General features: G+C 59.4%; 27 protein-coding genes and 1 other annotated feature. Of the genes, 7 read left to right on the top strand and 20 right to left on the bottom strand.

The features are described 5' to 3' along the window. Nucleotides 1-828, top strand: an 828-nt coding sequence (locus OXE05_13970; protein ID MCY4438422.1) for an NAD(P)H-dependent oxidoreductase subunit E, incomplete at its 5' end; no start/stop codon positions are given. Between the two features lie 85 nt (nucleotides 829-913). Here OXE05_13970 and OXE05_13975 read toward each other — a convergent pair. From OXE05_13975 to OXE05_13995, 5 genes are all read right to left on the bottom strand, one after another. Next, nucleotides 914-1,729 carry a class I SAM-dependent methyltransferase gene (locus tag OXE05_13975; GenBank protein ID MCY4438423.1) on the bottom strand — a complete coding sequence of 272 codons (816 nt, stop codon included), beginning with the start codon at nucleotides 1,727-1,729 and terminating at the stop codon, nucleotides 914-916. Nucleotides 1,730-2,416: 687 nt separating this feature from the next. Then, nucleotides 2,417-3,988: a flippase gene (locus tag OXE05_13980; GenBank protein ID MCY4438424.1), complete on the bottom strand. Its 1,572-nt coding sequence runs from the start codon at nucleotides 3,986-3,988 to the stop codon at nucleotides 2,417-2,419. 16 nt (nucleotides 3,989-4,004) lie between these two features. Further along, on the bottom strand, nucleotides 4,005-4,346 hold the full coding sequence (gene mazF / locus OXE05_13985; protein MCY4438425.1) for an endoribonuclease MazF: 342 nt from the start codon (nucleotides 4,344-4,346) through the stop codon (nucleotides 4,005-4,007). After that, on the bottom strand, nucleotides 4,340-4,579 hold the full coding sequence (locus OXE05_13990) for an AbrB/MazE/SpoVT family DNA-binding domain-containing protein (GenBank protein ID MCY4438426.1): 240 nt from the start codon (nucleotides 4,577-4,579) through the stop codon (nucleotides 4,340-4,342). Before OXE05_13990 ends, mazF begins: the two co-directional genes overlap by 7 nt. A 148-nt stretch (nucleotides 4,580-4,727) precedes the next feature. Further along, a complete protein-coding gene (locus tag OXE05_13995) occupies nucleotides 4,728-5,084 on the bottom strand; it encodes a rhodanese-like domain-containing protein (GenBank protein MCY4438427.1) in 357 nt (118 codons plus the stop codon). A gap of 175 nt (nucleotides 5,085-5,259) precedes the next feature. Here OXE05_13995 and OXE05_14000 point away from each other — a divergent pair, with 175 nt between their 5' ends. The 6 genes from OXE05_14000 to OXE05_14025 all read left to right on the top strand — a co-directional run bounded on the left by OXE05_14000 (nucleotide 5,260) and on the right by OXE05_14025 (nucleotide 12,176). Further along, on the top strand, nucleotides 5,260-6,075 hold the full coding sequence (locus OXE05_14000; GenBank protein ID MCY4438428.1) for an ABC transporter ATP-binding protein: 816 nt from the start codon (nucleotides 5,260-5,262) through the stop codon (nucleotides 6,073-6,075). A gap of 257 nt (nucleotides 6,076-6,332) precedes the next feature. Further along, nucleotides 6,333-7,565: an ABC transporter substrate-binding protein gene (locus tag OXE05_14005; GenBank protein MCY4438429.1), complete on the top strand. Its 1,233-nt coding sequence runs from the start codon at nucleotides 6,333-6,335 to the stop codon at nucleotides 7,563-7,565. Then, complete coding sequence (locus tag OXE05_14010; GenBank protein MCY4438430.1) at nucleotides 7,558-8,433, top strand: ABC transporter permease; 876 nt, start codon at nucleotides 7,558-7,560, stop codon at nucleotides 8,431-8,433. Before OXE05_14005 ends, OXE05_14010 begins: the two co-directional genes overlap by 8 nt. Before the next feature lie 212 nt (nucleotides 8,434-8,645). Next, entirely contained in the window at nucleotides 8,646-10,349 is a 1,704-nt protein-coding gene (locus OXE05_14015; protein MCY4438431.1) for an FAD-binding protein, read from the top strand. A 313-nt stretch (nucleotides 10,350-10,662) separates the two neighbouring features. Continuing rightward, nucleotides 10,663-10,899: a 4Fe-4S binding protein gene (locus OXE05_14020; GenBank protein ID MCY4438432.1), complete on the top strand. Its 237-nt coding sequence runs from the start codon at nucleotides 10,663-10,665 to the stop codon at nucleotides 10,897-10,899. Between the two features lie 248 nt (nucleotides 10,900-11,147). Beyond that, the gene (locus tag OXE05_14025) at nucleotides 11,148-12,176 is read left to right on the top strand and encodes an acetylxylan esterase (protein MCY4438433.1); all 1,029 of its coding nucleotides are present in this window, start codon (nucleotides 11,148-11,150) and stop codon (nucleotides 12,174-12,176) included. Here the strand turns inward: OXE05_14025 and OXE05_14030 are convergent. The 15 genes from OXE05_14030 to OXE05_14100 form a co-directional block, all read right to left on the bottom strand. After that, nucleotides 12,167-12,439 (bottom strand): PRC-barrel domain-containing protein, encoded by a 273-nt coding sequence (locus OXE05_14030; GenBank protein MCY4438434.1) that lies wholly within the window; start codon nucleotides 12,437-12,439, stop codon nucleotides 12,167-12,169. The genes OXE05_14025 and OXE05_14030 overlap by 10 nt on opposite strands. Before the next feature lie 304 nt (nucleotides 12,440-12,743). Continuing rightward, nucleotides 12,744-14,027, bottom strand: coding sequence for an MFS transporter (locus OXE05_14035; protein MCY4438435.1), 1,284 nt, complete (start codon nucleotides 14,025-14,027; stop codon nucleotides 12,744-12,746). A gap of 260 nt (nucleotides 14,028-14,287) precedes the next feature. Continuing rightward, nucleotides 14,288-15,094 carry a sugar phosphate isomerase/epimerase gene (locus tag OXE05_14040; GenBank protein ID MCY4438436.1) on the bottom strand — a complete coding sequence of 269 codons (807 nt, stop codon included), beginning with the start codon at nucleotides 15,092-15,094 and terminating at the stop codon, nucleotides 14,288-14,290. A gap of 178 nt (nucleotides 15,095-15,272) precedes the next feature. Then, nucleotides 15,273-15,962 carry an SAM-dependent methyltransferase gene (locus OXE05_14045; GenBank protein ID MCY4438437.1) on the bottom strand — a complete coding sequence of 230 codons (690 nt, stop codon included), beginning with the start codon at nucleotides 15,960-15,962 and terminating at the stop codon, nucleotides 15,273-15,275. Between the two features lie 16 nt (nucleotides 15,963-15,978). Continuing rightward, entirely contained in the window at nucleotides 15,979-16,782 is an 804-nt protein-coding gene (gene trpA / locus OXE05_14050; protein ID MCY4438438.1) for a tryptophan synthase subunit alpha, read from the bottom strand. Beyond that, on the bottom strand, nucleotides 16,779-17,978 hold the full coding sequence (gene trpB, locus OXE05_14055) for a tryptophan synthase subunit beta (GenBank protein ID MCY4438439.1): 1,200 nt from the start codon (nucleotides 17,976-17,978) through the stop codon (nucleotides 16,779-16,781). The genes trpA and trpB overlap by 4 nt, the downstream gene beginning before the upstream one ends. A gap of 84 nt (nucleotides 17,979-18,062) precedes the next feature. Next, nucleotides 18,063-19,133 carry a tryptophan--tRNA ligase gene (trpS, locus tag OXE05_14060; protein ID MCY4438440.1) on the bottom strand — a complete coding sequence of 357 codons (1,071 nt, stop codon included), beginning with the start codon at nucleotides 19,131-19,133 and terminating at the stop codon, nucleotides 18,063-18,065. Between the two features lie 19 nt (nucleotides 19,134-19,152). Beyond that, on the bottom strand, nucleotides 19,153-19,557 hold the full coding sequence (locus tag OXE05_14065) for a PIN domain-containing protein (GenBank protein MCY4438441.1): 405 nt from the start codon (nucleotides 19,555-19,557) through the stop codon (nucleotides 19,153-19,155). Next, on the bottom strand, nucleotides 19,557-19,766 hold the full coding sequence (locus OXE05_14070; GenBank protein MCY4438442.1) for a DUF2281 domain-containing protein: 210 nt from the start codon (nucleotides 19,764-19,766) through the stop codon (nucleotides 19,557-19,559). Before OXE05_14070 ends, OXE05_14065 begins: the two co-directional genes overlap by 1 nt. An 11-nt stretch (nucleotides 19,767-19,777) precedes the next feature. Continuing rightward, complete coding sequence (locus tag OXE05_14075) at nucleotides 19,778-20,449, bottom strand: phosphoribosylanthranilate isomerase (protein MCY4438443.1); 672 nt, start codon at nucleotides 20,447-20,449, stop codon at nucleotides 19,778-19,780. Next, entirely contained in the window at nucleotides 20,446-21,363 is a 918-nt protein-coding gene (trpC, locus tag OXE05_14080; protein ID MCY4438444.1) for an indole-3-glycerol phosphate synthase TrpC, read from the bottom strand. Before trpC ends, OXE05_14075 begins: the two co-directional genes overlap by 4 nt. Nucleotides 21,364-21,438: 75 nt before the next feature. Continuing rightward, the gene (trpD, locus tag OXE05_14085; GenBank protein MCY4438445.1) at nucleotides 21,439-22,455 is read right to left on the bottom strand and encodes an anthranilate phosphoribosyltransferase; all 1,017 of its coding nucleotides are present in this window, start codon (nucleotides 22,453-22,455) and stop codon (nucleotides 21,439-21,441) included. Continuing rightward, nucleotides 22,452-23,075 carry an aminodeoxychorismate/anthranilate synthase component II gene (locus tag OXE05_14090; GenBank protein ID MCY4438446.1) on the bottom strand — a complete coding sequence of 208 codons (624 nt, stop codon included), beginning with the start codon at nucleotides 23,073-23,075 and terminating at the stop codon, nucleotides 22,452-22,454. The genes trpD and OXE05_14090 overlap by 4 nt, the downstream gene beginning before the upstream one ends. Beyond that, a complete protein-coding gene (trpE, locus tag OXE05_14095) occupies nucleotides 23,056-24,567 on the bottom strand; it encodes an anthranilate synthase component I (GenBank protein MCY4438447.1) in 1,512 nt (503 codons plus the stop codon). The genes OXE05_14090 and trpE overlap by 20 nt, the downstream gene beginning before the upstream one ends. A gap of 57 nt (nucleotides 24,568-24,624) precedes the next feature. Beyond that, nucleotides 24,625-24,930 (bottom strand) — a binding site (T-box leader). 45 nt (nucleotides 24,931-24,975) lie between these two features. Further along, nucleotides 24,976-25,884 (bottom strand): polysaccharide deacetylase family protein, encoded by a 909-nt coding sequence (locus tag OXE05_14100; GenBank protein ID MCY4438448.1) that lies wholly within the window; start codon nucleotides 25,882-25,884, stop codon nucleotides 24,976-24,978. Nucleotides 25,885-25,929 lie beyond the last annotated feature (45 nt).

Here is a 25,929-nt window from a genome sequence, read left to right on the forward strand (position 1 = left end):
CGCCACAGGGAACAAGAGGAACACGTCTTCCCCCCGGACCCCAAACGGGCGCCCAGGGGCGTGCCGTTTGACAGGGTTTTTATCGGGGGCCGCGGCGGCTCGGGCGCGCCCCCGCGCCAGGAATTGGAACGGCTGGTCGCATCTGTAGCTCGTGCCGGTAGCTTTCGCGCTGTGCGCTACGCATTCTTGGAGCAGGGCAAGCCGGCGCTGTCGGCCGTGCTCGAACAGTGTCTCGCCGCAGGGGCCCGCCGCCTCCTGGTGGTGCCGGGTCTCGTGCCCATGGATCGCACGCTGCGCTGGTGGCTGCCCCTCGCGCTGCGCGACTGGCTGCGCGAACATGCGGATGCTGACGTGGAGGTCGCGCTCGCACCGCCGTTAGGCGATAGCGCCCACCTGGCAGACGCCTTTAGCGCTGCCGTCATGGATGCTCGCTCCTTTACGGATGTGCGTGAGGATCCCACGATAGAGGAGCGGCGGCGCTCCTGGAATCACTTACCCTCCCATCGGCATCATGTGCTCCTCTGCAGCGGACCGCGCTGCACGCTGGAGAATGCCCCGGCGCTGTGGGAGTATTTCGAGGCGAAGGTCAGGGAATGCCGGTTGCGAGGCAAGCAGCGCGTGATGATGGTCCGCACCGGCTGTCTTTATCCCTGTGATCTCGGTCCGATGATGGTGGTGCATCCCGACGGCACATGGTACGGCGGCGTGGACGAGACTGCCGTGGACCGCATCGTGGCGGAACACATCGTGGATGGCGAAGTGGTGCAGGAGTATGCGTGCACTCCCGGTGCACGCCAGCGCACCAAGACGAGCTTTGAAAGCGGCTAGGTCTTCACCGCGCGCGCGCGTCCTATGCATTGCGAAACGCAGAGCTTACCCTTTCTTTGCGCCTTGGCGACTGCTGCGCTTTCCTCTACCGTGATGGTTTCCGGCAGCGGAGGTGGAGGGAGCAGGCGATAACGCGGGTGGCGGCGAGGCTGGGATAGATTGCGATGGACTCGTCACTGGCGTACGGCTCGGCGCTCTCTTCGATGACGAGACCGGCTGTGGCTAGCATGTTCAGCCATGTGCTCAAGGTGTGGAAGTAGCGCGGGATGCGGAATTTCTTGTAACGCTCCTTCAATTCGTCAGGCGCCGAGCCGAAGATCCACTCCTCGATGGTGCCTTGCTCCGTCTTGAAATAGTCTCCGCACTCCATAGCGACGCGTCGCCCCTCTTCATCGAGCACCCACTTGAAGCGGGGTGTCATGAAGCAAGGGTGAAGAATCGAGAACTGGAAGAAGCCGCCCGGCTTCAAGACGCGCGCCACTTCCCGGATAGCGCGGTCCTGGTCCGGCACGTCCATCATGCTCATGGTGGCCATGACAAAGTCGAAGCCGGCGTCGGCCAGAGGCAAATCCACTGCGCTGGCGCGCAGATAGGTGATATCTAATGGCTCTTCCGTCTCTTGCTCCTGGGCATAGTCCACGAAGCGGCTGGAAATATCCAAGGCGGTAAGATGCGCGCCGCGTTGTGCGACCAAGCGGGTGTTGTGTCCCTCGCCGCAGCCGACGTCAAGCCCCTGCAGCCCCTCTACGTCAGGCAGCATCTCCATGTAGGCCGGCGTGTTGATGTGGTCGCGGTACTTGTCGTAGCCGAGGCGGGTGAGCGTGGTCCAGGCTTCGGCGTTGTCATCCCAGAGGTCGCCGACTGCGCGGTGGTCGAGGACTCTCTCGTTCTCGGACGTCATGGATTCTCCTCCAGGGCCGTGCCTCCACTGCGGTCAAGAAACACAGCGCGCGTTGAGCGCCGCTCTGCTCCGGTAGCGCAGGATTGAAACCTGCGTGAACCTGGTTGAGAGACACCTCAAGGTTGTGCCTTACTCTTGTGCGACCAGGCGGGGGACAAGCCCCCGCGCTACGCTGGATATTCTGTGGCAGGTAGGGGCGGTTCGCGAACCGCCTCTACTCGGTGCGCCGTCGGTAAGAACTGCGGTGGATGCTCTTGTGACAGGTGGGGACGGTTCGCGAACCGCCCCTACACGCTGCACCGTTGGTAAGAACAAGACTATTCAGACCAGCTGTCGGGAGCGCTCTATTTCTGAGAACGGCATCTTATACATGCAGCGAGGCGCGTCTTACGAGCATATCACAGGCGGGACACGACAGCCGGGCAAGAGCGTAAGAGCCGGAGGAAGCGAGATACTTATTCTCCATTCACGTAGGGAAGGACTGCGGAGATTCCTTTAGGACTTCTCGTTCTGATGCGGGGGGCAAGTCCCCGCGCTGCGGTGGATGCTCTTGCGGCAGGTAAGGTTGGTACGCGGCCTCTACTCGGTGCGCCGTGGGTAAGAGCTGCGGTGGATGCCCTTGCGGCAGTTAAGGGCGGTTCGCGAACCGCCCCTACACGCTGCGCCGTCGGTAAGAACGAGACTCTTCTAAGTTCGCGCGCCACGCAGGGCACTCCAGAAGCGTGCGATGTCTTCGCGCGGCAGGGCCCCGAGAGCGATTACCAGGCCAAGATAAACGAATCCCGCTAACGCCATGCTCGGCAGTGCAGGGAGAGAACTCGTGAACCACGCAACAGCAAACATGCCAACGCCGGCCAGCAACGGTCGCCATCCAGTGCTGAGAATTGGGATTATGATCTCCCTGCGGCGCGCGATGACGAAAAAGGGCGCCAGGAGTACCAGCTCGGAGAGCACCGTCGTCACCGCCGCGGCCGCGTAACCGTACTGCGGCACGAAGATGATGTTTGTTACCAGGTTGAATGCGGTGGCGAGCGCAAAGGCGATAGCGATCCATTTCTGTTGGTCAAGGGCAATGAGGACGTACTGTGTGATTGCATTGACATAACTCAGCGGAAGGAACCAGATGAGTATGGCAAGGGCGGTGGCCCCATGGGGCAGGAACTTGTCGCCGCCGATCACCCAGATAAAGGAAGTGGCGTACCAGCTAAAGCAGACTGTGCTGCCGACGGCGAGGACGAGCATGAATTGCAACGCCTTGGTAAAGATACTCTGGAGAGCAGCACGGTCGGTGGGGGCGATCCGTGAGAGCGCCGGGAAGAGCGCAAACACGAGCGCCGAGGGCAGCAGGGCAAAGGCTTCAACATACTTATACGCCGCTCCGTAGTACCCAACTTCCGTAATATCCCGTGTCATCGTCAACACCTGTATGTCGATGCGGAAGAAAACGATGTTGAGCAACGCATTGAGCATCAGCGGCACGGACGCCAGCATGAGCGTGCGCGCCAGTTGCCCGTCCCAGGGCGCGCGGGAGGTGCCTTCGTGAGGGAGCGCCCGGAGCAGCACGAAAGCGGTGACGACGTTGGCGATGAGCGCTGTTACGGCTAGTCCCACGTAACCCCAACCGAGAGCGATTGCCACTATGCCCAAGCCCACCGTGAAGAGTACCGTAGCGATCTGCACGAGCGCTGTGTAGTCCATGCGCTCGCGGGCGGCAAAGAGGGAACTGGCCGTACCGGCGGCGTTTGCCGGGATGAGCGCTACCGCGAGGAGACCCGCCGTCAGGATGGTGTTTGCCGGCGCGATGTCCACATACCAGATGCCCGCCATGATGAGGATCACGACAGGGATAGCGGCAATTGAGAGCAACAAACGGATGCGCTGCACAACCACAACATATGCCGAGGCAGCATCGGGGCGGCGGCTTACTTCCCGCGTCAGCAGCACGCCCAAGCCGAAGTCTGTGAGCGGGCCGAAAAAGCCGATCAGGTTGACGGCATGGGCATAGTAGCCGTAGTTTTCCAGACCAAGCACACGGAGGTAGTACGCGGCGAATACCCACATAAGGCCGCGCGCAATGACCATGGCCAGCAACGGTACGAGCGCGTTGCGGGCTATGCGGCGGAGAAATACCGGCCCCGCGTGGACTGCGGTTTCTGCCGAGACGGTACGTCCGGCCAGCCACCAGAACATGAGCAGCGCCAGCGACGTCAATGCCGCGCCACTGCCGAGAATGACCGCGAGGGGGATTTGCTGGATCATGAACCTGCAGGGTTCATCACTGTAAGAGCGCGTTGATCTTGCCTAGGACCTCGCTAACGACTTGTGGAGAAGCCTGGCAGGCAAATTGAGCGCGTATTACCCGCCAGTCGAGGCTCTTGACCTGGTCGGCGAGCACGACACCGGTGATTTCGCCGGTAGGAGGAAGCATGACCTCAAAGGGGTAGCCCTTGACTGTAGACGTAATTGGGCAAAATAACCCTAGGCCGGTCTTCTCGTTGTAGGCCAAAGGACTCAAAACCAGGGCGGGACGGTGACCGGCCTGTTCGCGCCCGGATTGAGGAGTGAAGCGCAGCCAGACAATCTCCCCTCTGGCAGGAACATAGTCAGCACCTACCATTCCTCATTGCCTTGGATCGGGCCGGTATCCTGTTCGGAGTGGAGATTGTCGTCCGTCACCTGATCCAGCATGTCGGCAAGGTTATAGGTCTCCTTGCGCAGGACAACGTGATCGCCACGCGAGATGATCTCGATTGCAGATCCCTCTCGAACGCCCCACTGTTGCGCAATTGCCTTAGGAATGCGAATGGCTAGACTGGTACCCCATTTGGATATGTGCGAGTTTCTGCCCACGGGTGCACCTCCCCTCATATATATATAATATATATCCAAGCCAGCGAATCGTCAACAGAAAGACTTTTGTAGATGGCAGACTTGCTGTGGGCCTACCCACTTCTCAAATGGGAATTGCCACCCCAAGCAGAGGAATTACAACAGAGGCTCAACCCCCTTGAGGGAGGCCTTCCTCGAGCGGATAGCCGTCTTGCTGCCAGCCAACGATGCCGGGTCCAAGGTTGTAGAGGTCCTCCAAACCCATGGCGGCGGCGATCTCGCAAGCAACCTGGCTACTCTGGCCGACTTCGCAGACGAAGATGATCTTGTCTTCGGCAAGGAACTCCCACGGCTTTTGCAGGAGTTCGGGCAACGGCGCCAAGGTGGAATCAGGAATGTGCGCTTTGGCGAACTGGTTGGGCATGCGCACGTCGATTACCTGGTAGTCGCCGCTATCGATCATCTGTTTGGCTTCCGCACTGTCGACTGTGCCAAAGGGAATGTCGCTATCAATTTGCTGCGCCATCGAGAGCCTCCGGAAAGTGAAACGCTACCGCATACATTCTATACGAACCGGTGTAGTTTGACATCGGTTTCGCACTATGCTACTTAGTTAATATATTATCTAAATAAAGTTACTTAGTAAAGTTTAGATTGCACGTATACATTCGTGGTTGTTGCAGCGAGAGCGGGGCTTTTTCGTGGCGAGATTAGTAGCGCAAGACGTGGGCGACGTTTCCTCCCCAGAAGCACGGATCGTGCTCGAGGGAGCCTCAAAAGTGTTTGGCTCGCGGCACGGCGACACGGTGGCATTCCAGGACGTGAGCCTCTCTGTGCATGAGGGCGAGTTGCTCTGTGTGTTGGGGCCGAGCGGGTGTGGCAAGTCGACGCTCCTTAACATTGTTGCGGGACTAGATCAGCTTTCCCACGGGAGCGTCACTGTAGCGGGCGAACCGGTAGCAGGCCCACATTACACACGAGGCATGGTCTTTCAAGACTATGCGCTCTTTCCTTGGTTGACGGTTGAGGAGAACATCCGTTTCGGTCTCGACGCGCGCAGGTTCAAGGGCGACAAGCAGACGATTGTTGCGGACCTCGTGGCACTCACCCGCTTGCAGGGATTCGAACGGGCGCGGCCGGCGCAGCTCTCCGGTGGCATGGCGCAGCGCGTCGCATTGGCGCGCGCGCTCGCCAATCAGGTGGAGATCTTACTTATGGATGAGCCCTTCGGCGCGCTCGACGCTTTCACGCGCATGGAAATGCAAGAGGAAATCGTGCGCATCGTAAAGGCGCAACGCGTCACCACGGTTTTCGTGACGCATGACATTGACGAAGCGTTATATGTTGGCGATCGTGTGGCAATCATGTCCGCGCATCCCGGCGAGTTGCGGCGGATCATCCCGGTGCCCATTGCTCACCCGCGCGATCGTGTTGACCCGCAGCTCGTGCGCTTGCGTGAGGAAGTCTTTACCGAGTTCAATCTCGCGCACACCCGCGAACAGTACTATCACATCTAGGGACTTTCAAATAATGCCGTACGTACCTCAGCCTACTCGCAAGCTCTATCAGGGAGTTGTCCAGGAACTCTGTTGTAAGTCTACTATTGCGGTCATGCACCGGGGGGCACGTCCGTTGGGGAGCAGGCGACGCAATGAAGTCCTGCTCTTGGGGGTTGCGAGTTCACTGCTCGCGGCTACCGGAGCGATCCCAAGTACGAGGTTATCTTGCAGAACAGTAGAAATAGACCCACTCTAAGGGAGAACTGAAAGTGTCAATGCAGATTACGCGGGCGCAGTTTCTGAAAACGCTTGGCGCAGTGGCTCTCGGCGCTGTTGCCAGTCCGCTGCTCGGCGCCTGCGGCGGTGACGAAGAAGAAAGCGCGAGTGGCGGGCCGGTGAGCCCCTCAAAGGTCGCGGACATACCCGTGAAAATTGGCTACTTGCCGATTACGGACTCCACGCCGCTCACGCTTGGATATGCTGGCGACTACTTTGCCAATGAGGGCTTGAATGCTGAAAAACCCGCGCTCTTCCGCGGCTGGTCGCAGCTTGCCGAAGCGTTCATGGCGGACCAGGTGAATGTGGCGCACTTTCTGATGCCGATGACGGTATGGATGCGCTACGGCATAGGCTTTCCCGTCAAAGTGGTTGCTTGGGACCACATCAATGGCTCGGCGCTGACCGTGCATCAAGAGGGCGGTATTGATAGCATCAAGGACTTGGGTGGCAAGCAAATTGCCGTGCCGTTCTGGTATTCGATCCACAATGTCGTCTTGCAGATGGCACTGCGCCACCACAACCTAGAGGCCGTCATTCAAGACCGCAATCGAGAGCTCGCCAGCAATCAGGTGAATCTCTTCGTGATGGCGCCGCCGGACATGCCGACTGCACTTGGTAACCGATCGATAGACGGCTATATCGTGGCGGAGCCATTCAACGCTGCCGGTGAGTTGCTCGCAAACGGGAAGATTATCCGGTTTACGGGTGACATTTGGAAGGACCATGCGTGCTGCGTGGCGGTGCTGAGCGAGAAATACATCGATGAGAACCCAGAGTGGGCGCAGCGTGTGCTGAACAGCATTGCCAAAGCTCAGCTTGGGGCGCTCAAGGACATTCCCGGTACGGCGCAGCTTCTGTCGAAGGACGGCAGTGGACTCCTGCCGCAGGCCGCCAATGTAATCGAACGTGCCATGAGCAAGTACGATTTAGAGACCTATGGCCCGCAGGGCACGAATGCCATTCACCATCCGGAGTGGGGCGCGTCACGGATTGGCTTCCAGCCGTGGCCGTATCCGACCTATACCATAGAGCTCGTGAATCAAATCAAGCAGACGAAGGTGGAAGGCGACACTAGTTTCTTGGGCGATCTCTCAGGCGATCACGCGGCGGAGGATTTGGTAGAGTATACGTTGGTTAGAGAAGCCTATAACGCCGCTGGCGGCCCTGCCGCGTTCAACGTTGCGGAAGAGCAAGCGTTCGAGCGCAAGGAGATCATCGGCATTGAGTGAGGCCATGCGCACGGAAGGACGGCTGGCCGAACCCGCTTGCGACGATAAGCGCTCCGGCTCAGCGACGGCGAGGAGCGTTTCGGAGCCGGCCGCGAGCCGTTGGTGGGTGCAAGTACGCAGCATAGGCCTACCAGTCATAGGCTTCCTCGTCATCCTGCTCTTCTGGCAGGTGCTTACGGGCGGTCTGCTGACTGACTCCGGCATCGTGATGGCGTTCCAACCTCGCAACGCCTTTCGCGAGCTCGTGGGCTTCTTTGTCAGCGGTGTCATTTACTCCCACATCGTTGCAAGCTTAGAGCGCATTGGGTTGGGATTGGCCCTAGCGGTTGCAATTGGGGTGCCGATTGGCGTCATCATCGGCCATTACCGGACTGCCGAACGCGCATCTTCGCTCGCTTTCCAGTTCATCCGCATGATTTCGCCGTTGTCTTGGATGCCGATTGCGATCATCGCGTTTGGTGTAGGGAGCAATCCCGTCATCTTCTTGATTGCAATTGCCGCGGTGTGGCCGATGATCATCAATACGGCTCATGGTGTGAGCAGTCTGGACCAGCGTTGGATTCGGGCAGCGCGCACCCTGGGCGCCAACGAGTGGAAGCTTGTGCGCATGGTCATCCTGCCTGCGATTGTCCCGGACATGCTAACGGGTCTCCGGTTAGCAGTGGGTCTTGCGTGGGTCGTCTTGGTGCCCGCGGAGATGTTGGGTGTTTCCGATGGCCTGGGCTACTACATTCTGGATACACGCGACCGCTTCAACTACGGTGAACTCATGGCCGTCATTCTCATTATTGGCGTTATCGGCTATGCGTTGGACCAGCTCATCCGCTCGCTCCGCGTGCACGTCTCTTGGGACCAGGAGGAGCGCTAAACGCATTGTCCGAGATGGTGCTTGATTGTTGCGCTAAAGAGCGGGGGACAAGCCCCCGCGCTACAGGTAGTCAATGAAGAATTCGCTGGCTCTGGCAAGCGAATTGCAATCAAGTCCGGTCGCGATTTGCCGTTTCCGGATGGTTCCGGCAAGTAACTAAGCTCTGAGATTGTCCCCTCTCCCTCTGGGAGAGGGCTAGGGTGAGGGTCGTCATGGAAGTGCCTTATGATGTTCACACCACCGATGTCCTCGTAATCGGCGGCGGGCTGGCGGGTTGCTGGGCTGCGATTGCGGCCACGCGGCAGGGCAGCCGGGCGTTGGTAGTGGACAAGGGATTCGTGGGAGGGTCCGGCTGTAGCGTCTTCGCGGGTGGCGTGGTGCTCTACCTAACGCCGGATGACGATCCCGCAGACTTTGTGCGTGAACATTGCCGCGAGAGTGAGCTTCTCATAGACCCGGCGTGGGTGGAATGGTTGGTGCAGGCCAACTACGAGCGAATTTCGGAATTAGATGGCTGGGGTGCCCCTTTTGACCGCCATGAAGACGGATCCCTTCACCGCCGCCTCATCTACGTAGGTTCGCGCGAGACGGTCTGGCGGCTTGGCTTGGACAGCGTCGAGTTGATGAAACTCATGCGCAAGCAGGTCTTGCGCACCAAGCAGGCGAAAATCCTCGATCATGCCGCAATCGTGAAGCTTCTCGTCCAGGACGGTCGAGTTGTCGGCGCGGTGGGCATCCGGCGGCAGGATGAGCGGCTCTGCCTGATTCAGGCAAAGTCCGTGGTGCTGGCAGCGGGAGGCTGTGCGTGGAAAGGGACGCACTTCGGCCACGACATGCTCTGTGGCGAGGCATATAAGCTCGCATGGGACGCTGGCGCGTCCCTAATGAATATGGAGTATGCCAACGGCTACATTGCCACCAACACTCGCTTTGATAGCCATGGACAGTGCATTCTCGCTGCCATAGGCGGCAAGTACTTGAATGGAGAGGGTGAACCGTTTCTCGGCAAGTATTCGGATAAGGTTCCCCCGGCAATTCACGTCATCGCCCGCGGTATGGCATCCGAAATTCGAGCTGGGCGCGGGCCGATTCAGCTTGACCTCTCCGCAGTTCCCGGCACAGATCGAGAAATGTGGTTGCACGCTTTCAAGCACATCGCGGAACTCGCCCGTCGTAGCGGGCAGGACCTTTTTGCTGAGCGCACGCAATGGCATCCGGGATTCAACGGTTCCGTGTCGGGCTCTGCGGGAATCCATATAACTGATACCTCAATGGCTACTCGCGTGCCCGGTCTGTACGTTGCGGGAGATGCGGCCACACGCGGCTACGTGGTAGGCGCATCCAGCGGCATCACGTTTCTCAATCTCGCTTGGGCGAACGCGAGCGGCTTTGCCGCGGGTGAGGGCGCGGGGAAGTTTGCACAGGGCGTTGCTGGGGATGAGATTTCTGCTGCGAAAGCGGAGGATGCCCTGGCGGAGGCGCAGCGACCCATGGAGCGCGAGAACGGCCTGCTCCCCGATGTTGTTTACGGTCACCTGCAGACCCAGGCCATGCCAACGGAAGTAAATATCTTCCGTGAAGGAGAGCGCATGCAACGGGCACTTGCGCACGTGCGGACTCTGCAGCGGGAGGCCGTGCCACGCCTCTTCGCGCCGGACTTCCACGAACTCGTCAAGTGCTATGAGGTCGAGGCAACCGCCCTGACAACGGCGCTCATGTACGAGGCAGCGCTCAAGCGGACGGAGAGCCGGGGGTGGCACTACCGTGAAGACTATCCTCAGCGAGACGATAGTGGCTGGTTACGGTGGATAATCGCGGAGCCGAATGCGAGTAGTGAGCCGATCTTTCGCTACACTCCCGTACCTCGAGACCGGCTAGAGAGGTTGGGAATTCTTGAACCAGCGGCGGCGGTGTAGTTTTTTATGCGCCCACAGCGCCTCCAGGACGGTTTGTCAACCGGTGTGACACCGCACAAGGCGCCATGTGGTTTGAGAATGCTGATTAATGTATTTTGGATAACAGGCTATGTGCCTTGCCAAGATGGTGTGGGCCTATCTCGCCAAGAAGCGGGGGACAAGCCCCCGCGCTACGGCTTGTTGGAGGGGGATTAGGCGTACTATCGGCAAGACAATGCTAATCGAACCCAGATGCTTGGTGGAATGTGGGGTCTGGGCACGCGGCTCAGGTCGCTTCGCGGCCCAATACTGTACGTAGTGGAGATCTCTAGTAGTGGCAATTGAAAAAGTGTACGAAGACCTCTGTATCGGCTGCACCCTTTGCGTAAAAGTCTGCCCGTTAGACGTTCTGCGTATGGATGATAAGAAGAAAGCCTATATCAGGTACCAAGATGACTGCCAGTCTTGCTTGTTGTGCGAGATCTATTGCCCAACGGATGCCATCTACGTTGGACCGGAGAATCCCCGCGAGGTGCCATTCACCATTGTGGAATTAGCACAGGTAACCTAACGGCTCTGTGGCGCCGCCGGCATTTTTCATTGCGCAGAGGCGGGTATTGCTCCCTCTCCCTGGGGAGAGGGCCGGGGTGAGGGGGAAGTGTAACGTCCCAGCAGGAGAACGCAGACGCAGGTTTGCAACCTGCGTCATTTCCCTATAATGTATGGCAATTGCGCGGATGTGGCTTGATTTTCAAGCAAACGTGTAGAATCATTGAGCTTGGCGCATAGCTCTATCGGTTTGAAAAGGAGAACACGCTCGTGAGTGAAGCATTCGATTTCGATACGTACATCATGGCGCACTACGAGAAACACCCCCCGCTGCTGCACTTTGCCGGCGAGAGTCGTGAGGAGTGGTACGTGTGGCAGCAGCAATTGCGGGCGCGGCTGCTTGACCTCATGGAGCCGTTTCCGGAGCAGGTACCGCTGGAGGCACGCGTCGTCGAGCATCGGGAGCAGTTTGGCGTCCATTACGAGAAAGTGGTGTACACTACTGCCGAAGACGTCCAGGTTCCGGCGTGGCTCTTGATTCCGGAGGATGTCGCGCAGCCGGCTCCCGGCATCATCTGCTTACACGGACACGGAATATACGGCAAGGATAACGTGGCGCATGTGGACTACGGTGAGGAAGATAGGGCCCGCGCGATCGAACGCGCTAACTATGACTACGGCCTGCAGCTTGCCAGGCGCGGTTTTGTGACCCTGTGCCCCGACGCGCGGGGCTTTGGCGAGCGCAGTGAAGACTTCCGGCGCTACGGCAACCGCGACGGCTGCAACGTGAACGGCATCAAGACCTTCCTCTTCGGCATGAACCTGATGGCGCTCAACACCTGGGACGACATGCGGGGACTTGACTACTTGGCGAGCCGCCCGGAAGTAGACGCGGACCGGCTTGGTTGCATCGGCCTCTCGTTTGGCGGCACACGCGCAATGTACCTTGCGGCAGTGGATGAGCGGGTGAAAGCGGCTGACGTGGTGTGCTATTTGACGACCTTCAAGCAGTATGCGCTCACCCAGGGCAACTTCTGCGGATCGCAGTTCGTACCCGGCATCCTCAAGTACGCGGAAGTGGCCGATGTTTGCGGCTTAGTAGCGCCGCGGGCGCTCCTCATCGAGTCCGGCATACAAGACGGAGGCTTTCCGATTGCGGCCGCGCGTGAGGCGTATGCACACTTGGAAACCATCTACGCGGCGGCGCAGGTATCGGAAAGCCTCTGGCTCGACGAATTCGACGGCGGGCACGAGTTCAGCGGTGCCAAAGCCTTCGACTTCTTCAACGCCTACCTTTGAGACGTAGGCCGCGTGAGACGTAGGCCGCGCGCGTTGTGGTGCAGCCGGTCACGGCGTACAAGCTGGCGCCGGTTCCCCAACCCCAGAATGCTAGGAGACGCGATTTCAGCGTAGACCGTCTCGTTGGTCTCCGTGTCTACGACAACGGCGCGCACTTTGCCCATTACGCGGTTGCACCGGTCGTAGACGCGCAACCCGCGCAGATCTTGAAACTGCGTATCCGGCCTGTCTGCTAACTCGCGCTCGAGGCGACGGAGGGGCATATATTGCCTTCCTTTCATCTGCTTCACTTTCTTCTCATATCCAGTATCTCCGAGGAAGATTAGAGCAACATGAAAGGAAGGTTGTCGTGAGATTAAGGCCGGTGATCAGAGCAGTCGGTGTGGCCGCGCAGCCGCGCGGACGGCAAGCGTTGGTTGAGGGAGCGCGCGCATACGCCCGCTGCGGCCGGGCCGATCCATTAGTGGTGAGAATGGCTTAGAGGGTGTGTGAAAAGGACGTCCGCTCACCCTTCGACAGGCTCAGGGCGAACGGATGGTGTGGTTAAGAGCTTCTCGCACATCTTCTTTAGACGGCTTGCGGAGTCTTGTCTGTGGGAGCAGTCTGTTCCGTCGTGTCGTCCACACGGAAGATGAACCAAGCGGCAATCGCCATCATGGGTAGGAAAGCTGCAACCGCCACTGGGCGGCCCCAATCCAGACCGTTGACGATTAATGCCCAGATGAGCGGGCCGATAATGGCGGCAAAGCGTCCCACCATGGCATAGAGGCCGTAAAACTGGCCGATGTGCTCTGCTGGGGCGAGACGCAGCATCAGGGGCCGGTCGGCGGCCCACGTGGAACCGAGCGCATATCCCCCGAGCGGCGCAATTGCCCAGAATAAGACTGGGGCGAGGCTGAAGAGAGGTATGGAGAATGTCAGGGTGATGACGAAAGACCACAGCCCGATCACCATCAGCAAGGACGGCTTTGGGCCAATCCAATCTACGACAAAGCCCCACGACAACCCGCCCAAAGTGGCCCCGAGGATGCCTAGCAGCAAGGCTATCTGCACCTCTGACTCGCTAAAGCCCACCTCATTGGTCAAGTAGATACCCATGAAAATGATGAAGGTATTCGCGGCGTCAGTATAGAAGACGCGACCAATGAGAAAACGTCGCAGGTTCGGTAGTTCACCCAAGCGGGCGAGCGTCTGGCGGAGATCTTTGAGCGCGCGACCGGCAGCCTGTTTCCCCAGTATGACGCTGCCGACTCGTGGCTGCTCACGCACCCAAAGAAAGCAGGGCACGGCAAATATCAGGAAGAGTACCGCAGTCAACTTGAAAACGAGCGGTTTTGCGTCGGGATTGTTCTCCAAGACGATGAGGCCCATGATAATGCCGATGAACGACCCCATGTAGCCTATACCGACACCAATGCCGCCCACGCGCCCCCGGTTCTCCGGCGTGCTAACGACCGGGAGCAGCGCGTCGTAGAAGATTAGTCCGGATTGATAGAAGACGTTGGCAACGATGAATATCAGGAGCGCAATGAATATGCCCGTGATGCCCAGCAGGAACGTCGCAAGGCAACACACAAGCGTCGTCGCAATGAGAAACGGCATCCTGCGAGGCGTCTGGTCCGAGAGCGCGCCCAAGAACGGTGCCACCAGGAAGACAACGAACATGGAGAAGCTATTGGCGAGTGCGTAATCGCTGTCCTTCCCGCCCATGTCGTTGACGATCCACAGTGAGAAATAGAGCGAAACGATATTAAAGGAGAATATCGTGTTGGCAAGGTCGTAGAGCACCCAACTTCCGACTGCGAGGAGCTTGGGACGTTCGGGCGCGGCGGCGGTCGCGGTGGCTGCCATAGACACCTGTTCTAATAGCTAGCTCTGCGGGAGAGCGGCGAAGCGTTTGAGAATACGTGTGGTGATCATCGTGCCGGCTTGGCGCTGGTTAGTTGCAAAGGCCTCTTAGCGCCGAAGCCGGATTGCTGTACTTCCGAAATCAGCCTTGGAGAATTCTTTGGCAACAATCTGTTTCTCATCTTCGGTCTTTGAATGCCAAGTTGATAGGAGTATAGCAGTTGCGTGGACGAGAGTCATTGCGCCGCCACGTAGGACAATGGCTAATCGATTGAAACCTCAAGTCCTGCAAGCAGTCTCTCTGCCAAGGCGGCCATCGTCTTCACGTGGCTAACATGCTTGGCGTAAGCGTCAAGCCCGACCCGGGTATCGATGTATTCCACGGCAAGAGGTCCCGAGTAACCGACCTGCACCAGCCCGCGGAGAAGTGCGGAAAAGTCCACGCATCCCTCGCCGGGCGGCACAAGGATTCTGTCAGGAGATGTGCCCGCGTCGCGAAGGTGGACGATGCGTGTATGGGGAAACGTAGCTGAGAAGTCGCGGCCCTGCCACGGGCCGGCGTAGAAATGCGAGGGGTCGAGGGCGAGGCCGAGATTCGGCGCCGACTCGCCCAGCCGCACCGCTACGGCCGGTAGTTCGGTGAGGCAACCGATGTGCGTCTCGAGACAGAGCGTGACGCCGTAGCGATCGGCGAGAGCGGCAAGTAGTCGCAATTCTTCTATCGCTGTTCCCAAAGGCGTGCCGTTTGCAGGCGCATTGATGCAGATTGCTGGGAGATCGTGGGAGGCGGCGAGCGCAGCAACGGCTGCAGTCTGTTCTTCCAACGAGACGCTGGCAGCCCGCTCGAGACCCACATTCATCGCGCTGAGCGCCACGCCGGCTTGCTCCAATCCCCGCTGCAGCGTGTCGCCAAAACTTTCACCGGAATGCACCAGATCCGATGCGCTCACGTGCGCCCAGGCCTGCACACCCAAATCGACATAACGAAAGCCTAATTGTGCAATGCGCCTTAGCGCTTCATCAAGCGGCAACTGTGTGAAGCAAAGCGTCGAACACGCGACGTGCAGCATGGTTGATCTTGCATCTCCCTAGGCAGGGCCTATGTTTTTTCTTCTCAATCGATCTACTGAAGACTACCGCTCAAGAGTTTAGCAGCGTAGCAGTGATCTTCTGTGGTATGCAATCTAAGATACCTAATCCTTGTGGATGGTAACAGGCCGCCCGGCGGGCACAGGTTGCAAATCTATGCTATTCACTTGTCCGTGTGATTGCGAGCATCTCGTTAGCGCCTTTGAGAAACTCGTACGGCACCGTCCGCACCGTAGCAAAGAAACCTTCGTGGCGGAGGGCATTGAGCGCCAGAGCGAGGTGGGGCGAGACCCGGCCATCCAGATCGAGTAGAGGAAAGACGCGGACTTCAGTTGCGACGCGGCAGAATTCGCGCAGGGCCGCAACATGAAAGGCTCCACTCAAGTGCTCGGAGTACAGAAAGAGAAAATTGGAACAGAGCGCAAGATCGAAGGCCTTGTCGGCAAAGGCGAGGCGGGGGAGCGCAGAGGCGACATAGCGGTTGCCTCGCTGGCTGCACCCAAAATCGCGGATGAAAACTCCCATGGCGGTCTGCCGCATTGCGCCGAGCGCCTCGATAGACGGTATGGTATCCCATACGAAATTGTCGCGCTTCGCAGGCATCTGGGCCATCATCATCGCGTACGTTTCGTCGAAGCCCAGCCGAAGATCCTGAGCGCTAAAGACATAGATGGGATCGCAGGACACGACCTGATGGCCGCGCGCTGTCATCTCCGCGTTGAAGCTTGCGGGGCCGTCCGCGCAGCCCAGGATGCGCTTCCCCAGGTCTTGCTGGCTAAGTGCAAACATGCCCACATACTCAGCCAGCGAGCGACCCCAGGGCACAACACGAGACAATTGCACGCCCATGCGTGCCCCTTTACGGTTAGTGTGTGTGGGCAGTAGCCTCGCGCATGGCGCTTACGAGTTCCGTCAGGGCCGCAAAACGTCGATTTGCGGGGGTCTCGTCCAGCACATTTATCAGGGCGCTCGCGCTCACCACACCCTCGGCGATCTGCGCTATCGTGGCAACGTGCTCGGGCCGCGACACCCCAAAGCCCACGGCCAGGGGCAGGTCGGTGTGCTGGCGCACGCGGCCGAGAAAGTCTGGCAGCGTGGCGGAGAGTTGCTCGCGGGCACCGGTGACGCCGGTGAGCGATACGCAGTAGACGAAGCCACTGCCGGCGTTGACGTTGGCCGCGATGCGGGATTCCGTACTCGTAGGTGCCAGCAGCGGGATGAGGTCGAGTCCATGCGCCTGGGCAAGGCCCCCAAACTCCTGTCCCTCTTCCGGCGGCAAGTCCGGTACGATGAAGCCGTCGAGACCGATCTCGGCGGCTGCGTCCACAACGCGCTCCAAACCGAAATGGAGGAAGGGGTTGTTGTACCCCATGAAGACAAGGGGGGTTGTGACTCCTTCCGCCCGCAGCTCGCGTACGAGGTCAAGCGACATGCGAAGCGTGGTGCCCTGTTCGAGAGCGACTTGCGATGCGTGTTGGATTGTTGCTCCGTCGGCAAGGGGGTCGGAGAAGGGAATGCCGAGCTCGACGATGTCCGAGCCACCGGCAAGCAGTGCGCGCACGACGTCCGCAGAATGGGAAGGTGTGGGATACCCGACGGTAGCGTAGGTGATGAGCGCGGCTCGATTCTCTGCCTTCGCTTGGGCGAACGCTGCACTAATGCGACTCACAGCGCCACCCCCAGTCCTTCGGCGACGATGGTCATGTCTTTGTCCCCGCGGCCGGAGAGATTGACCAAGACTATGTTGTCCGTGGGCAGTTCACTCGCCATTTGCGCGGCGTGGTACATGGCATGCGCAGGTTCCAACGCGGGAATGATGCCTTCGGCCCGGCAGAGGTGCTGAAAGCCCTCCAGCGCCTGCTCGTCCGTCACACCGACGTACTCCGCGCGCCCCAGGTCTTTCAAGTAGCTGTGCTCGGGGCCGACCCCGGGGTAATCCAGACCGGCGGAGATGCTATGGGGTTCGTAGATCTGGCCCTCGTCGTCCTGCAGCAGGTAGCTCTTGGCGCCGTGGAGCGTGCCGGGCGTGCCGGCCACAAGCGTGGCGGCGTGCTCGCCGCTTTCGATGCCGTGCCCGGCGGCTTCCACACCAACCAAACGCACGTCGGTATCATCCATAAAGGAATGAAAGATGCCTATGGCGTTGCTGCCGCCGCCCACGCACGCTACCACGACGTCAGGCAAGCGCCCAAACTGTTGCAAGCACTGTTCCCGCGCTTCGCTGCCGATGACGCTCTGCAGGTCGCGCACGATCGTGGGATATGGATGCGGACCCACCACGGAGCCGATGATGTAGTGGGTGGTCTCCACGTTGGTCACCCAGTCACGAATGGTCTCGTTGATAGCGTCCTTGAGCGTGCGGCTGCCGGACATGACCGGCACGACGGTCGCGCCGAGCAGTTTCATGCGGAAGACGTTGAGCGTTTGGCGGTGCACGTCAACCTCGCCCATGTAGACGATGCACTCGAGTCCGAGCATGGCGCACGCGGCGGCCGTGGCGACGCCATGCTGTCCGGCGCCGGTCTCGGCGATAATGCGGGTCCGCCCGATGCGCTTGGCGAGGAGCGCTTGGCCGAGAGCATTGTTGATCTTGTGGGCGCCCGTGTGCGCCAGGTCCTCGCGCTTGAGGTATATCTGCGCGCCGCCGATTTCCGCGGTCAGGCGGGCGGCATGGTAGATCGGCGTGGGGCGTCCGACGTAGCGGTCCAGCAAGGCATTGAGTTCCTGCTGGAAATCAGCGTCGTCATGTATGTCAGCGTAGGCTTCCTCCAATTCTTCCAAGGCCGGTATTACGGTTTCGGGAACGTAACGGCCCCCATAGGGGCCAAACTGTCCCCGCACGGTGAGTGGTGGTGATGTTGCCACTTGATCGCTCCTATTGTTTCGTGCCGTCGAGCGCACGAGGCGCGTCGGGGCATTGCGTGCTTGCCGGTTCTCGATTTGCCGCGTCTAACTGGTCACGGTCTGTGTAGCCAGCAGATTTGCGTAGTCTATATACATGGCGGCGCGGACGTGCTCCATAGTCTCCCCGCCCACGGCGCGTGTCTGCGCGATGCCGCCCTGCAGCACCTCTTGAACGATTTCGGGGTCATTTGCAAAGGCCTTGCGGCGTTCTCGAATGGGATCAAGCATCGCGTTGAGTGCCGCAACGAGCTTGCGTTTTACTTCCACGTCGCCGACGCGGCCCTTGCGATAACGGTCTTTGAGTTCGTCTACTTCGGCAACGTCCGGATTGAAAGCATCGTGGTACATGAAGACCGGGTTGCCTTCCACGTGGCCGGGGTCAGTGGCCCGCAGCCGCGTGGGGTCGGTATACATGCTCATGACCTTCTTCTGCACGGTCTCCGTATTGTCGCTGAGCAGAATCACGTTGCCCAAGCTCTTGCTCATCTTGGCCTGGCCGTCGGTGCCCATGAGGCGCGGCACCTCGCTCAGGCGGTGCGTGCACTCCAAGAAGACCCGGTCGTAGGTGCGGTTGAACCACCCCGCGATGTCGTTGGTGAGTTCGAGCAGCGGCAATTGGTCTTCGCCCACCGGCACGCAGAGTTCATCCCCGTCGGTATGGGGTGGCGGCGGCGTGAAGAGCAGTACGTCGGCGGCTTGCGAGACCGGATAGTTGTAGAAGCCGAGATTTCCCGCGCGCTCGCCGTACTGCGCCCGCTCACTCTTGATAGTGGGGTTGCGCTCTACGTATGCCATGGGCGTGAGCATGGAAAAGTAGGTGGTAAGTTCAGTCAGGTCTTGAATCTGACTCTGCAAGACAAAGAAGATATTCGACTGCCTGGTGGGATCGAGCCCAACGGCGAGCCAGTCGAGCACCATTTCGTGGACGGATTCGACAATACGCTGCGGATCGTCGAAGTGCGTGCTAAAAGCTTGCACGTCAGCGAGCAGGAAGTAACACTCATATTCGCCCTGCATGTCGACCCAGTTGCGCAGCGCGCCGGCGTAATGGCCGAGATGCGCGGCGCCGGTGGTGCGCATGCCGGTAAGAATGCGTTTTTGGGGTGGTCTTGGCACAGTTCTCTTTCCTCCTGGTTTAGAATCCTGTGATGATTTGCTTAGGAGTCTTTCTTCCACGTTCTGTTCGATCAAAATCCGAATCGAAACTTACGAGCATGAAGCCGTGTTTCTCAGCGGCTAGATACTGATAAGCGTCGTCAAAATCAAGTCGAAACTGTTGTCCCACGGCCAGCAAGTCTCGCATGTCAGACGTGTTTAGCCGGAGACTGGTGACTTCTCCCTGTTCAAGCGTGTCTGCGGTAAAGTCAGAGAATAGCTGGTCTTTACCAAGTCGCGTTAGTATGATGCCGATCGAGAAAATAGTGAAGTCTGTCAATGCGAGTAGGCTCGGCTCAATTGTGCTAAGAAAGTCCCGGACTTCCTCCGCTCTTTCCTGTTCCAGGAGAAGCTCTAGCCATACATTTGTATCGACAAGGAACACTAGTCCCCCCACCATTCAAGCGCTTTACGCTGGAGATCAAGTGAGGTATAGCGGTCGCGATATTCACGTAGTCCTCCAGCCCAGTTGAGACGGAGCTTGCCCTTGCGGCGCGGTTTGGCTTTCGTTTCTAGCAGAAAGCGCGCAAAGTCGTAGACTTCCTGCTGCAACTCTGGGGGCAACTCCTGAACCAACTCTTCAAGCCGTTTCATTGTGATTCCTCTCACGGTAACGAGGCGTCTCTTGCTTGGTGGATGAATGCGGCGATCCTGTCGGGGTCTTTGGCTCCATTGGTTTCAACGCCGCTGCTGACATCCACGCCCCAGGGCTGCGCCCGCGCGATGGCTTCTCCGACGTTTTCAGGGTTTAGCCCGCCTGCGATCAGAGTGGGGCGGTCGCGCGGCGCCGCGCTGGCAAGACCCCAATCCCAGGTTTGGCCGGTGCCGCCCGGCCCGTTGTCGGCGCCTTCCAGCAGAAAGGCTGTGGCGTCGACGTATCGATTCAACCGCTCGAAGTCCCCGACCGAGTGCAGATTGATGACCTTCCAATAGGGGACGCCCACTTCCGCGCAGTAGGCCGGGGACTCCTGACCACAGAACTGCACGTACTGGAGGCCGATTGCGGCGACTATGTCGCGCACCACGGTGGGCTTTTCATCGAGGAAGAGTCCAACGGTTGGCGGGCACGCGGATCCGAGCGACTGGATAATGTCCCGTGCCTTGTCCAATGTTAAGCACCGGCGTCTTCCCGTTACGAAGTTCAAGCCGAGGAAGTCCGCGCCGTGCGCTGCGGCCGCTTCCGCGTCGGCCGGCGCCATGATGCCGCAGATTTTAACTTTGGGCGAAAGGGAATTTTCCGAATCGCTTTGGGTTTCAGACTCTCGTAAGACTGTCATGCGCGATGCCCCTTCTGGATTCCGGCTTTCGCCGGAATGACGGCGGGTGAATCGCTAGACGGAGAAGTAACGCGCGGCGGTCTCGCGGCCTCAACAAGCGATGCAACTTTGGCAGCCGTGTCGGGAGCGGTAACGAGCGCTTCTCCAATGAGCATGGCGTCTACGTTCCAGCCGTGCAGTTGTGCCACGTCAGCGGGTGTATGGATGCCGCTTTCGCTGACCACTATGCGGTCGTTGGAAATGAGCGCGCGGAGTTCGGCCGTGGTTTCCAGGCTTGTCTCGAATGTGTGCAGGTTGCGGTTGTTGATGCCGATGATTGCCGCGCCGACAGCTAAGGCTTGCTCGGTTTCTGCCGCCGTGTGCACTTCCACGATGGCGGCCATCCCCCACTCCTTCGCGCAGCGAAGCAGCGTCCGCAGGCGTGGCTGCGGGAGGGCGGCGACAATGAGCAGCACGGCGTCGGCGCCCGCGGCACGGGCTTCTACGATGTGGTATTCGTTAGTCGTAAAGTCCTTGCGCAATGCGGGAATGTCCACGGTAGATCGCGCGGCCGTGAGATCGCTTAACGAACCTTGGAAAAACCGCTCGTCGGTGAGAACGGATAGCGCGCTCGCGCCGCCGGATTCATAGGTCTGCGCCAGTGCTGCTGGATCGAGATCAGGCGCAAACACGCCTTTGGAGGGCGAAGCGCGCTTTATCTCGGCGATCAAACGAATGCCGTCTTGGCGCAGCGCAGCCGTGAAGTCACGCGGCGGTTGCGTCGCTTCGGCCCTTTTCTCCAGAACATTGAGAGGCACGGCCGCTTGGCGCTCTGCCAGCTCGCGTTCTTTGTGCTGCAGGATGGTATCGAGAATCATGTGCCTGGCCCTAAGTACCTTTTCAACCGCAGACTTACTCTGACGTTTCACCCTCACCCTAACCCTCTCCCTCAGGGAGAGGGGATAACCGCGGAGCCTTGTTTACTAGTGATTCCACATTCGCATACGGTATCAGGCGAGACTTTGACTGAGGCTCGCAAAAGCTTCCAGTTTGGCGGCGGCCTGGCCGTTGTCGATAGCGGCGGCGGCCTGCTCGGCGCCTGCTTTCCAGTCACTCGCTTTACCACTTACGACAAGACCGGCGGCGGCATTCATGACCACCACGTCGCGGCGCGGGCCCGGTTTGCCGGCCAGCACGTTGCGCACGTGCTGCGCATTTTCTTCCACGGAGCCGCCGGCAATTTCGCTGACCGGAGCCGAGGCGAGTCCGAATTCCTCCGGCGCCAAGCGGTAGCTATTCACGCTGCTCCCATCCCATTCGGTCACTAACGTGGGACCGCTGATAGAGATTTCGTCAACACCGTCGGCCTCACCGTGCACAACGAGCGCGCGGCGCACGCCGAGAGCGCTCAGCGAATGCGCGATGTCTGTGGCTAAGCTTGGGTCGGCGACTCCAAACACTCTGTAGCTTGCCCCGGCAGGGGTCGTCAGCGGTCCGAGAATGTTGAAAATCGTGCGGATGCCGATTTCGCGGCGCAGCGGCGCGGCGAACTTCATCGCCGGATGGTACGCCTGCGCGAACATGAAGCCGATGCCGACCTGCTCGATGCACTGCGCCACCGAGTCCGGTCCCAACTCAATGTGCACGCCCAGGGCTTCTAAGACATCTGCGCTGCCGCAGGCGCTGCTCATGGCGCGGTTGCCGTGCTTTGCTACAGGCTGTCCGGCCGCCGCCAATACGATGGCGTTTGCCGTGGAAATGTTGAAGGTACCTGTGCCGTCGCCGCCGGTGCCGCAAGTGTCGGCAACCGGCTGGCTGACGGTAACCGGCAGCGCTCTCTCGCGCATCACCGCGAGGCAACCGGCAATCTCGTCGGCGGTCTCGCCCTTGGCACGGAGTGCCGTGACAAAAGCGCCGAATTGCGCCGGCGTGCAGGCCGCATCCATGATCTCGGTCATTACCTCAGCCGCTTCGTCGCGGGTGAGCGGCGCACCATCAGTGGCTTTGATCGTAGCTTCAACTATCATCCCTCTGCCCCCTTTTGCGCGGAAGCCGCTTGCGTTTTCCGCGAGTGGTGCCGCTCGACAATGTTGAGGAAATTCTGCAGGAGTTTCTTGCCTTCTGTGGTGAGAATTGACTCGGGATGAAACTGGACCCCGTAAATTGGGTATTCCCGGTGACGCACACTCATTATCGTCCCATCGTCTGCTCGTGCCGTCACGTCGAGGGCAGATGGAAATTGCGCGGGATCCACAATCAGGGAATGGTAGCGCGTCGCGACAAAGGGGTTATCCAGGTCTGCAAACAGGTCTCTACCGTGGTGGTGGATCATCGAGGTCTTGCCGTGCATCAGCGTGTCTGCGCGAATCACGTTGCCGCCAAAGACCTGGCCGATGCACTGGTGTCCAAGGCAGACACCAAGCAGCGGTATCTTGCCCGCAGCCTGCGTGATAAGGTCGTTTGAGATGCCGGCTTCATGGGGCGTGCACGGGCCCGGCGAGATGACAATGCCATCCGGCCGGCGCGCCATCACTGCTTTCACAGTGGTCTTGTCGTTGCGCGCCACTTCCAGATCGGCGCCGAGTTCGCCCATGTATTGCACCAGATTGTAGGTAAACGAATCGTAGTTATCCAGCATGAAGATCACGTTCCATCTCCTCCGCGACGTCAATCGCCCGCATGGTCGAGGCGGCCTTGTTGCACACCTCTTGGTACTCCTCTTCGGGATCGGAATCCGCCACGATACCGCCGCCGGCTTGGATGTAGGCCGTGTTGTCTTTCACGGTCATCGTGCGAATGGTGATTGCCATATCCATATTGCCGGAGTAGTCGAAATAGCCGACAGCACCGCCGTAAGGTCCCCGTGTCGTGCCTTCGAGTTCTGAGATTATCTCCATGGCGCGCACTTTGGGAGCGCCGGAGAGCGTGCCCGCCGGAAAACACGAGCGCAGGGCGTCAAAGGCCGTCTTGCCCGGCAAGAGCTCTCCTTCCACTTGTGAGACGATGTGCATAACGTGGGAAAACTCTTCCACCACCATGAGCGTCGGGACATGCACCGAGCCGGGGCGGCAGACCCGTCCGAGGTCGTTGCGGCCCAGGTCCACGAGCATGATGTGTTCAGCGCGCTCCTTGTCGCTCGCGAGCAACTCTTCAGACAGTGCCGCGTCTTCTTCCGGCGTGCTTCCCCGTCGTCGGGTACCGGCGATGGGGCGCGTCGTGACGTGAGATCCTTCTACCCGCACCAGCATCTCCGGTGAGGCGCCGACGATCTGCATGTCATCAAGCTGCAAGTAGTACATGTACGGCGACGGATTGATCATGCGCAACGCGCGATACACCGAGTATGGATGCACGCCCAACTGACGCGTCCAGCGCAAACCTAGTACAGCCTGAATAATGTCGCCCGCTGCGATGTACTCTTTCGCGGCGCGCACCATGGCATGATGCTGCGCTTCGCTTTTTGTGGGCACGGCTGCGCCGGAGCTCGTCGTGTCGCGCACGAACGGCACGGTACGTTGCAGGCGCGCGTGGATGGTTTCGACTCTTTCTACCGCGTCCTGGTAGTTCGCGGCGACATCTCCATGGGGTGGGACGTAGGAGATGATCGTGAGGCTGTGCTTGAAGTGGTCGAACATCACTAAACTATCCGTGAACATGAAGACCGCCTCGGGCACAGGCAAGGCATTCTCCGCCGGCAGAGGCACCCTGGGCTCGAAATAGCGTACGCTCTCATAGCCGAGATAGCCGACGGCGCCGCCTTGAAAACGCGGCAGGCCGGGCATAGCGGCGAAATTGGTCTTGGCAAGCTCTTCTTGAAGCAACGCTAATGGGTCCGAATACGTGCGAGTTTCGCTTTCCCCGCCCTGCTTGCAGGTTGCCATGCCGTTGTCCATGCGCAGGACGGTAGACGGATTGGTTCCGATGAACGAATACCGGCCCAGGCTCTCGCTGCCCTGGACACTCTCGAGCAGAAATGAGTAGTCGCCCTGGGCAATCTTAAGGTAGGCAGAGACCGGCGTTTCCAAATCCGCGGGAATAGTGAGTGAAATGGGCACTGTCAGCCCCTCTGCCGCGAGTGCGCGCACTGCGGCAAGGTCCGGCTGAATGCCGGCAAAAACCATACCCGGTGCGGTTTGCATGACTGCCATGGCATTCCCTTGTTCAGGCTGTTGCTTAAAAAAAGAAATCTCGTCCCTTTGAGGGACGAGAAGTATCTCGCGGTGCCACCCTTATTGGCTGCGTGCGCAGCCCGCTTCATTCACTCAAGCACTCCTCGCCTGCGCGGTTGCATGCTTGCCCCAAAGTCTACGGTAGGGGTTCCGTTGACGCCTAGTCGGCAACTAAACCGGCCACACTTCGCTTGGACGCGTTTCCGGATCAGCTATCTTTCAGGTCACAGCTCCCAGGCCCATTCCGCTGGCCGCGCACCGCCGGGATCCCACCATTCCCCGGCTCTCTGAAGGCCGCCTTAGCAGCGTACTCTTCCTGATCATCGCCTTTTTCATATTCAATTGTGAATCGTATTCTATGGTAGGTTCAGGCCTCTGTCAAGGGCTGGAGAGTACGATGGTTGGGGAAGGCTTCACAATAATCGTGGGCGTTGGATTCACAATGGGGGTCGCAATGGCCGGTGGCGGATACAAGAGTTCAGAGACTTTTACGACTCGGTAACCCTGCTCCTTTAGTTCAGTCAAAATGTCTGGGAGCGCCTCCAGCGTATGCTTGCTGCCGAGATGAGCGAGGATGATGACGCCATTCTGGAGGCGGTCGCGGATGCGCTGCTTGACCAAGGCAGGCGTCGCGTCATCCCGCCAGTCAATCGTATCGATAGTCCAGTAGATGCTCTGATAGCCTTCACGGGCTACCACGCGGCGGACATGGTGATTGCGTGCGCCGTAGGGGAAGCGGAACCAGGGCTTGGTGCTTACTCCCCCTACGTCCTTTATGATTTCCTCTGTGCGGGTGAGCTCCGCGCGGATGGCATCATCGTTCAGCTCGGTAAAGTCGGGGTGCGCATAGGAGTGGTTCCCAATTTCATGCCCATCGGCGATCATCTCGAGGACGAGTTCAGGGTGGCGTTCGGCGAACTGTCCGGTGATGAAGATTGTAATGCGCACCCCGTGCTCGCGCAGAATTTGCAATATTTCAGGAGTGTAGTCGGCAATTGCCCCACCGTCGAGCGTGAACGCGACGGCAGGGATGTCCGGGCCGCCGCGCACAATCTCTTGGGCGAGAACCTCATAGGGAAGCCCGGTGAGGTCCGGTGTGGGGTAAGGGACTGCCGTGGACATGACAATTGCTGGCTCAGCGCCCGCGGTTGGTATGGGCGCCGGCACAGATGGCGTCGGCACTGCCGTTGCGGGCGGAATCGTGCGCCCAAACGTCATTTGATCGGAATCGGTTTGCGCACAGGCGGCAAAGAGGAAGACACACAAGACCGTCCATTGCAAGCCCATGGGTGTCGGAATCCGCGACAGCAAGGCGGAGCATGACGGAAAGGC

Source organism: Chloroflexota bacterium (assembly GCA_026710945.1).
Taxonomy (GTDB): Bacteria; Chloroflexota; UBA11872; order VXOZ01; family VXOZ01; genus VXOZ01.

Coding starts and splice junctions, on each gene's coding strand:
- OXE05_14005 (MCY4438429.1), top strand. CDS start 6,333: ATGCAGATTACGCGGGCGCAGTTTCTGAAAACGCTTGGCGCAGTGGCT.
- trpE (MCY4438447.1), bottom strand. CDS start 24,567: ATGCAAACCGCACCGGGTATGGTTTTTGCCGGCATTCAGCCGGACCTT.
- OXE05_14070 (MCY4438442.1), bottom strand. CDS start 19,766: ATGAAACGGCTTGAAGAGTTGGTTCAGGAGTTGCCCCCAGAGTTGCAG.
- OXE05_13975 (MCY4438423.1), bottom strand. CDS start 1,729: ATGACGTCCGAGAACGAGAGAGTCCTCGACCACCGCGCAGTCGGCGAC.
- OXE05_14100 (MCY4438448.1), bottom strand. CDS start 25,884: ATGGGCTTGCAATGGACGGTCTTGTGTGTCTTCCTCTTTGCCGCCTGT.
- OXE05_13980 (MCY4438424.1), bottom strand. CDS start 3,988: ATGATCCAGCAAATCCCCCTCGCGGTCATTCTCGGCAGTGGCGCGGCA.
- OXE05_14075 (MCY4438443.1), bottom strand. CDS start 20,449: ATGACAGTCTTACGAGAGTCTGAAACCCAAAGCGATTCGGAAAATTCC.
- OXE05_13995 (MCY4438427.1), bottom strand. CDS start 5,084: ATGGCGCAGCAAATTGATAGCGACATTCCCTTTGGCACAGTCGACAGT.
- trpD (MCY4438445.1), bottom strand. CDS start 22,455: ATGATAGTTGAAGCTACGATCAAAGCCACTGATGGTGCGCCGCTCACC.
- OXE05_14045 (MCY4438437.1), bottom strand. CDS start 15,962: ATGGGCGTGCAATTGTCTCGTGTTGTGCCCTGGGGTCGCTCGCTGGCT.
- OXE05_14035 (MCY4438435.1), bottom strand. CDS start 14,027: ATGGCAGCCACCGCGACCGCCGCCGCGCCCGAACGTCCCAAGCTCCTC.
- OXE05_14015 (MCY4438431.1), top strand. CDS start 8,646: ATGGAAGTGCCTTATGATGTTCACACCACCGATGTCCTCGTAATCGGC.
- OXE05_14040 (MCY4438436.1), bottom strand. CDS start 15,094: ATGCTGCACGTCGCGTGTTCGACGCTTTGCTTCACACAGTTGCCGCTT.
- OXE05_14030 (MCY4438434.1), bottom strand. CDS start 12,439: ATGCCCCTCCGTCGCCTCGAGCGCGAGTTAGCAGACAGGCCGGATACG.
- mazF (MCY4438425.1), bottom strand. CDS start 4,346: ATGGTAGGTGCTGACTATGTTCCTGCCAGAGGGGAGATTGTCTGGCTG.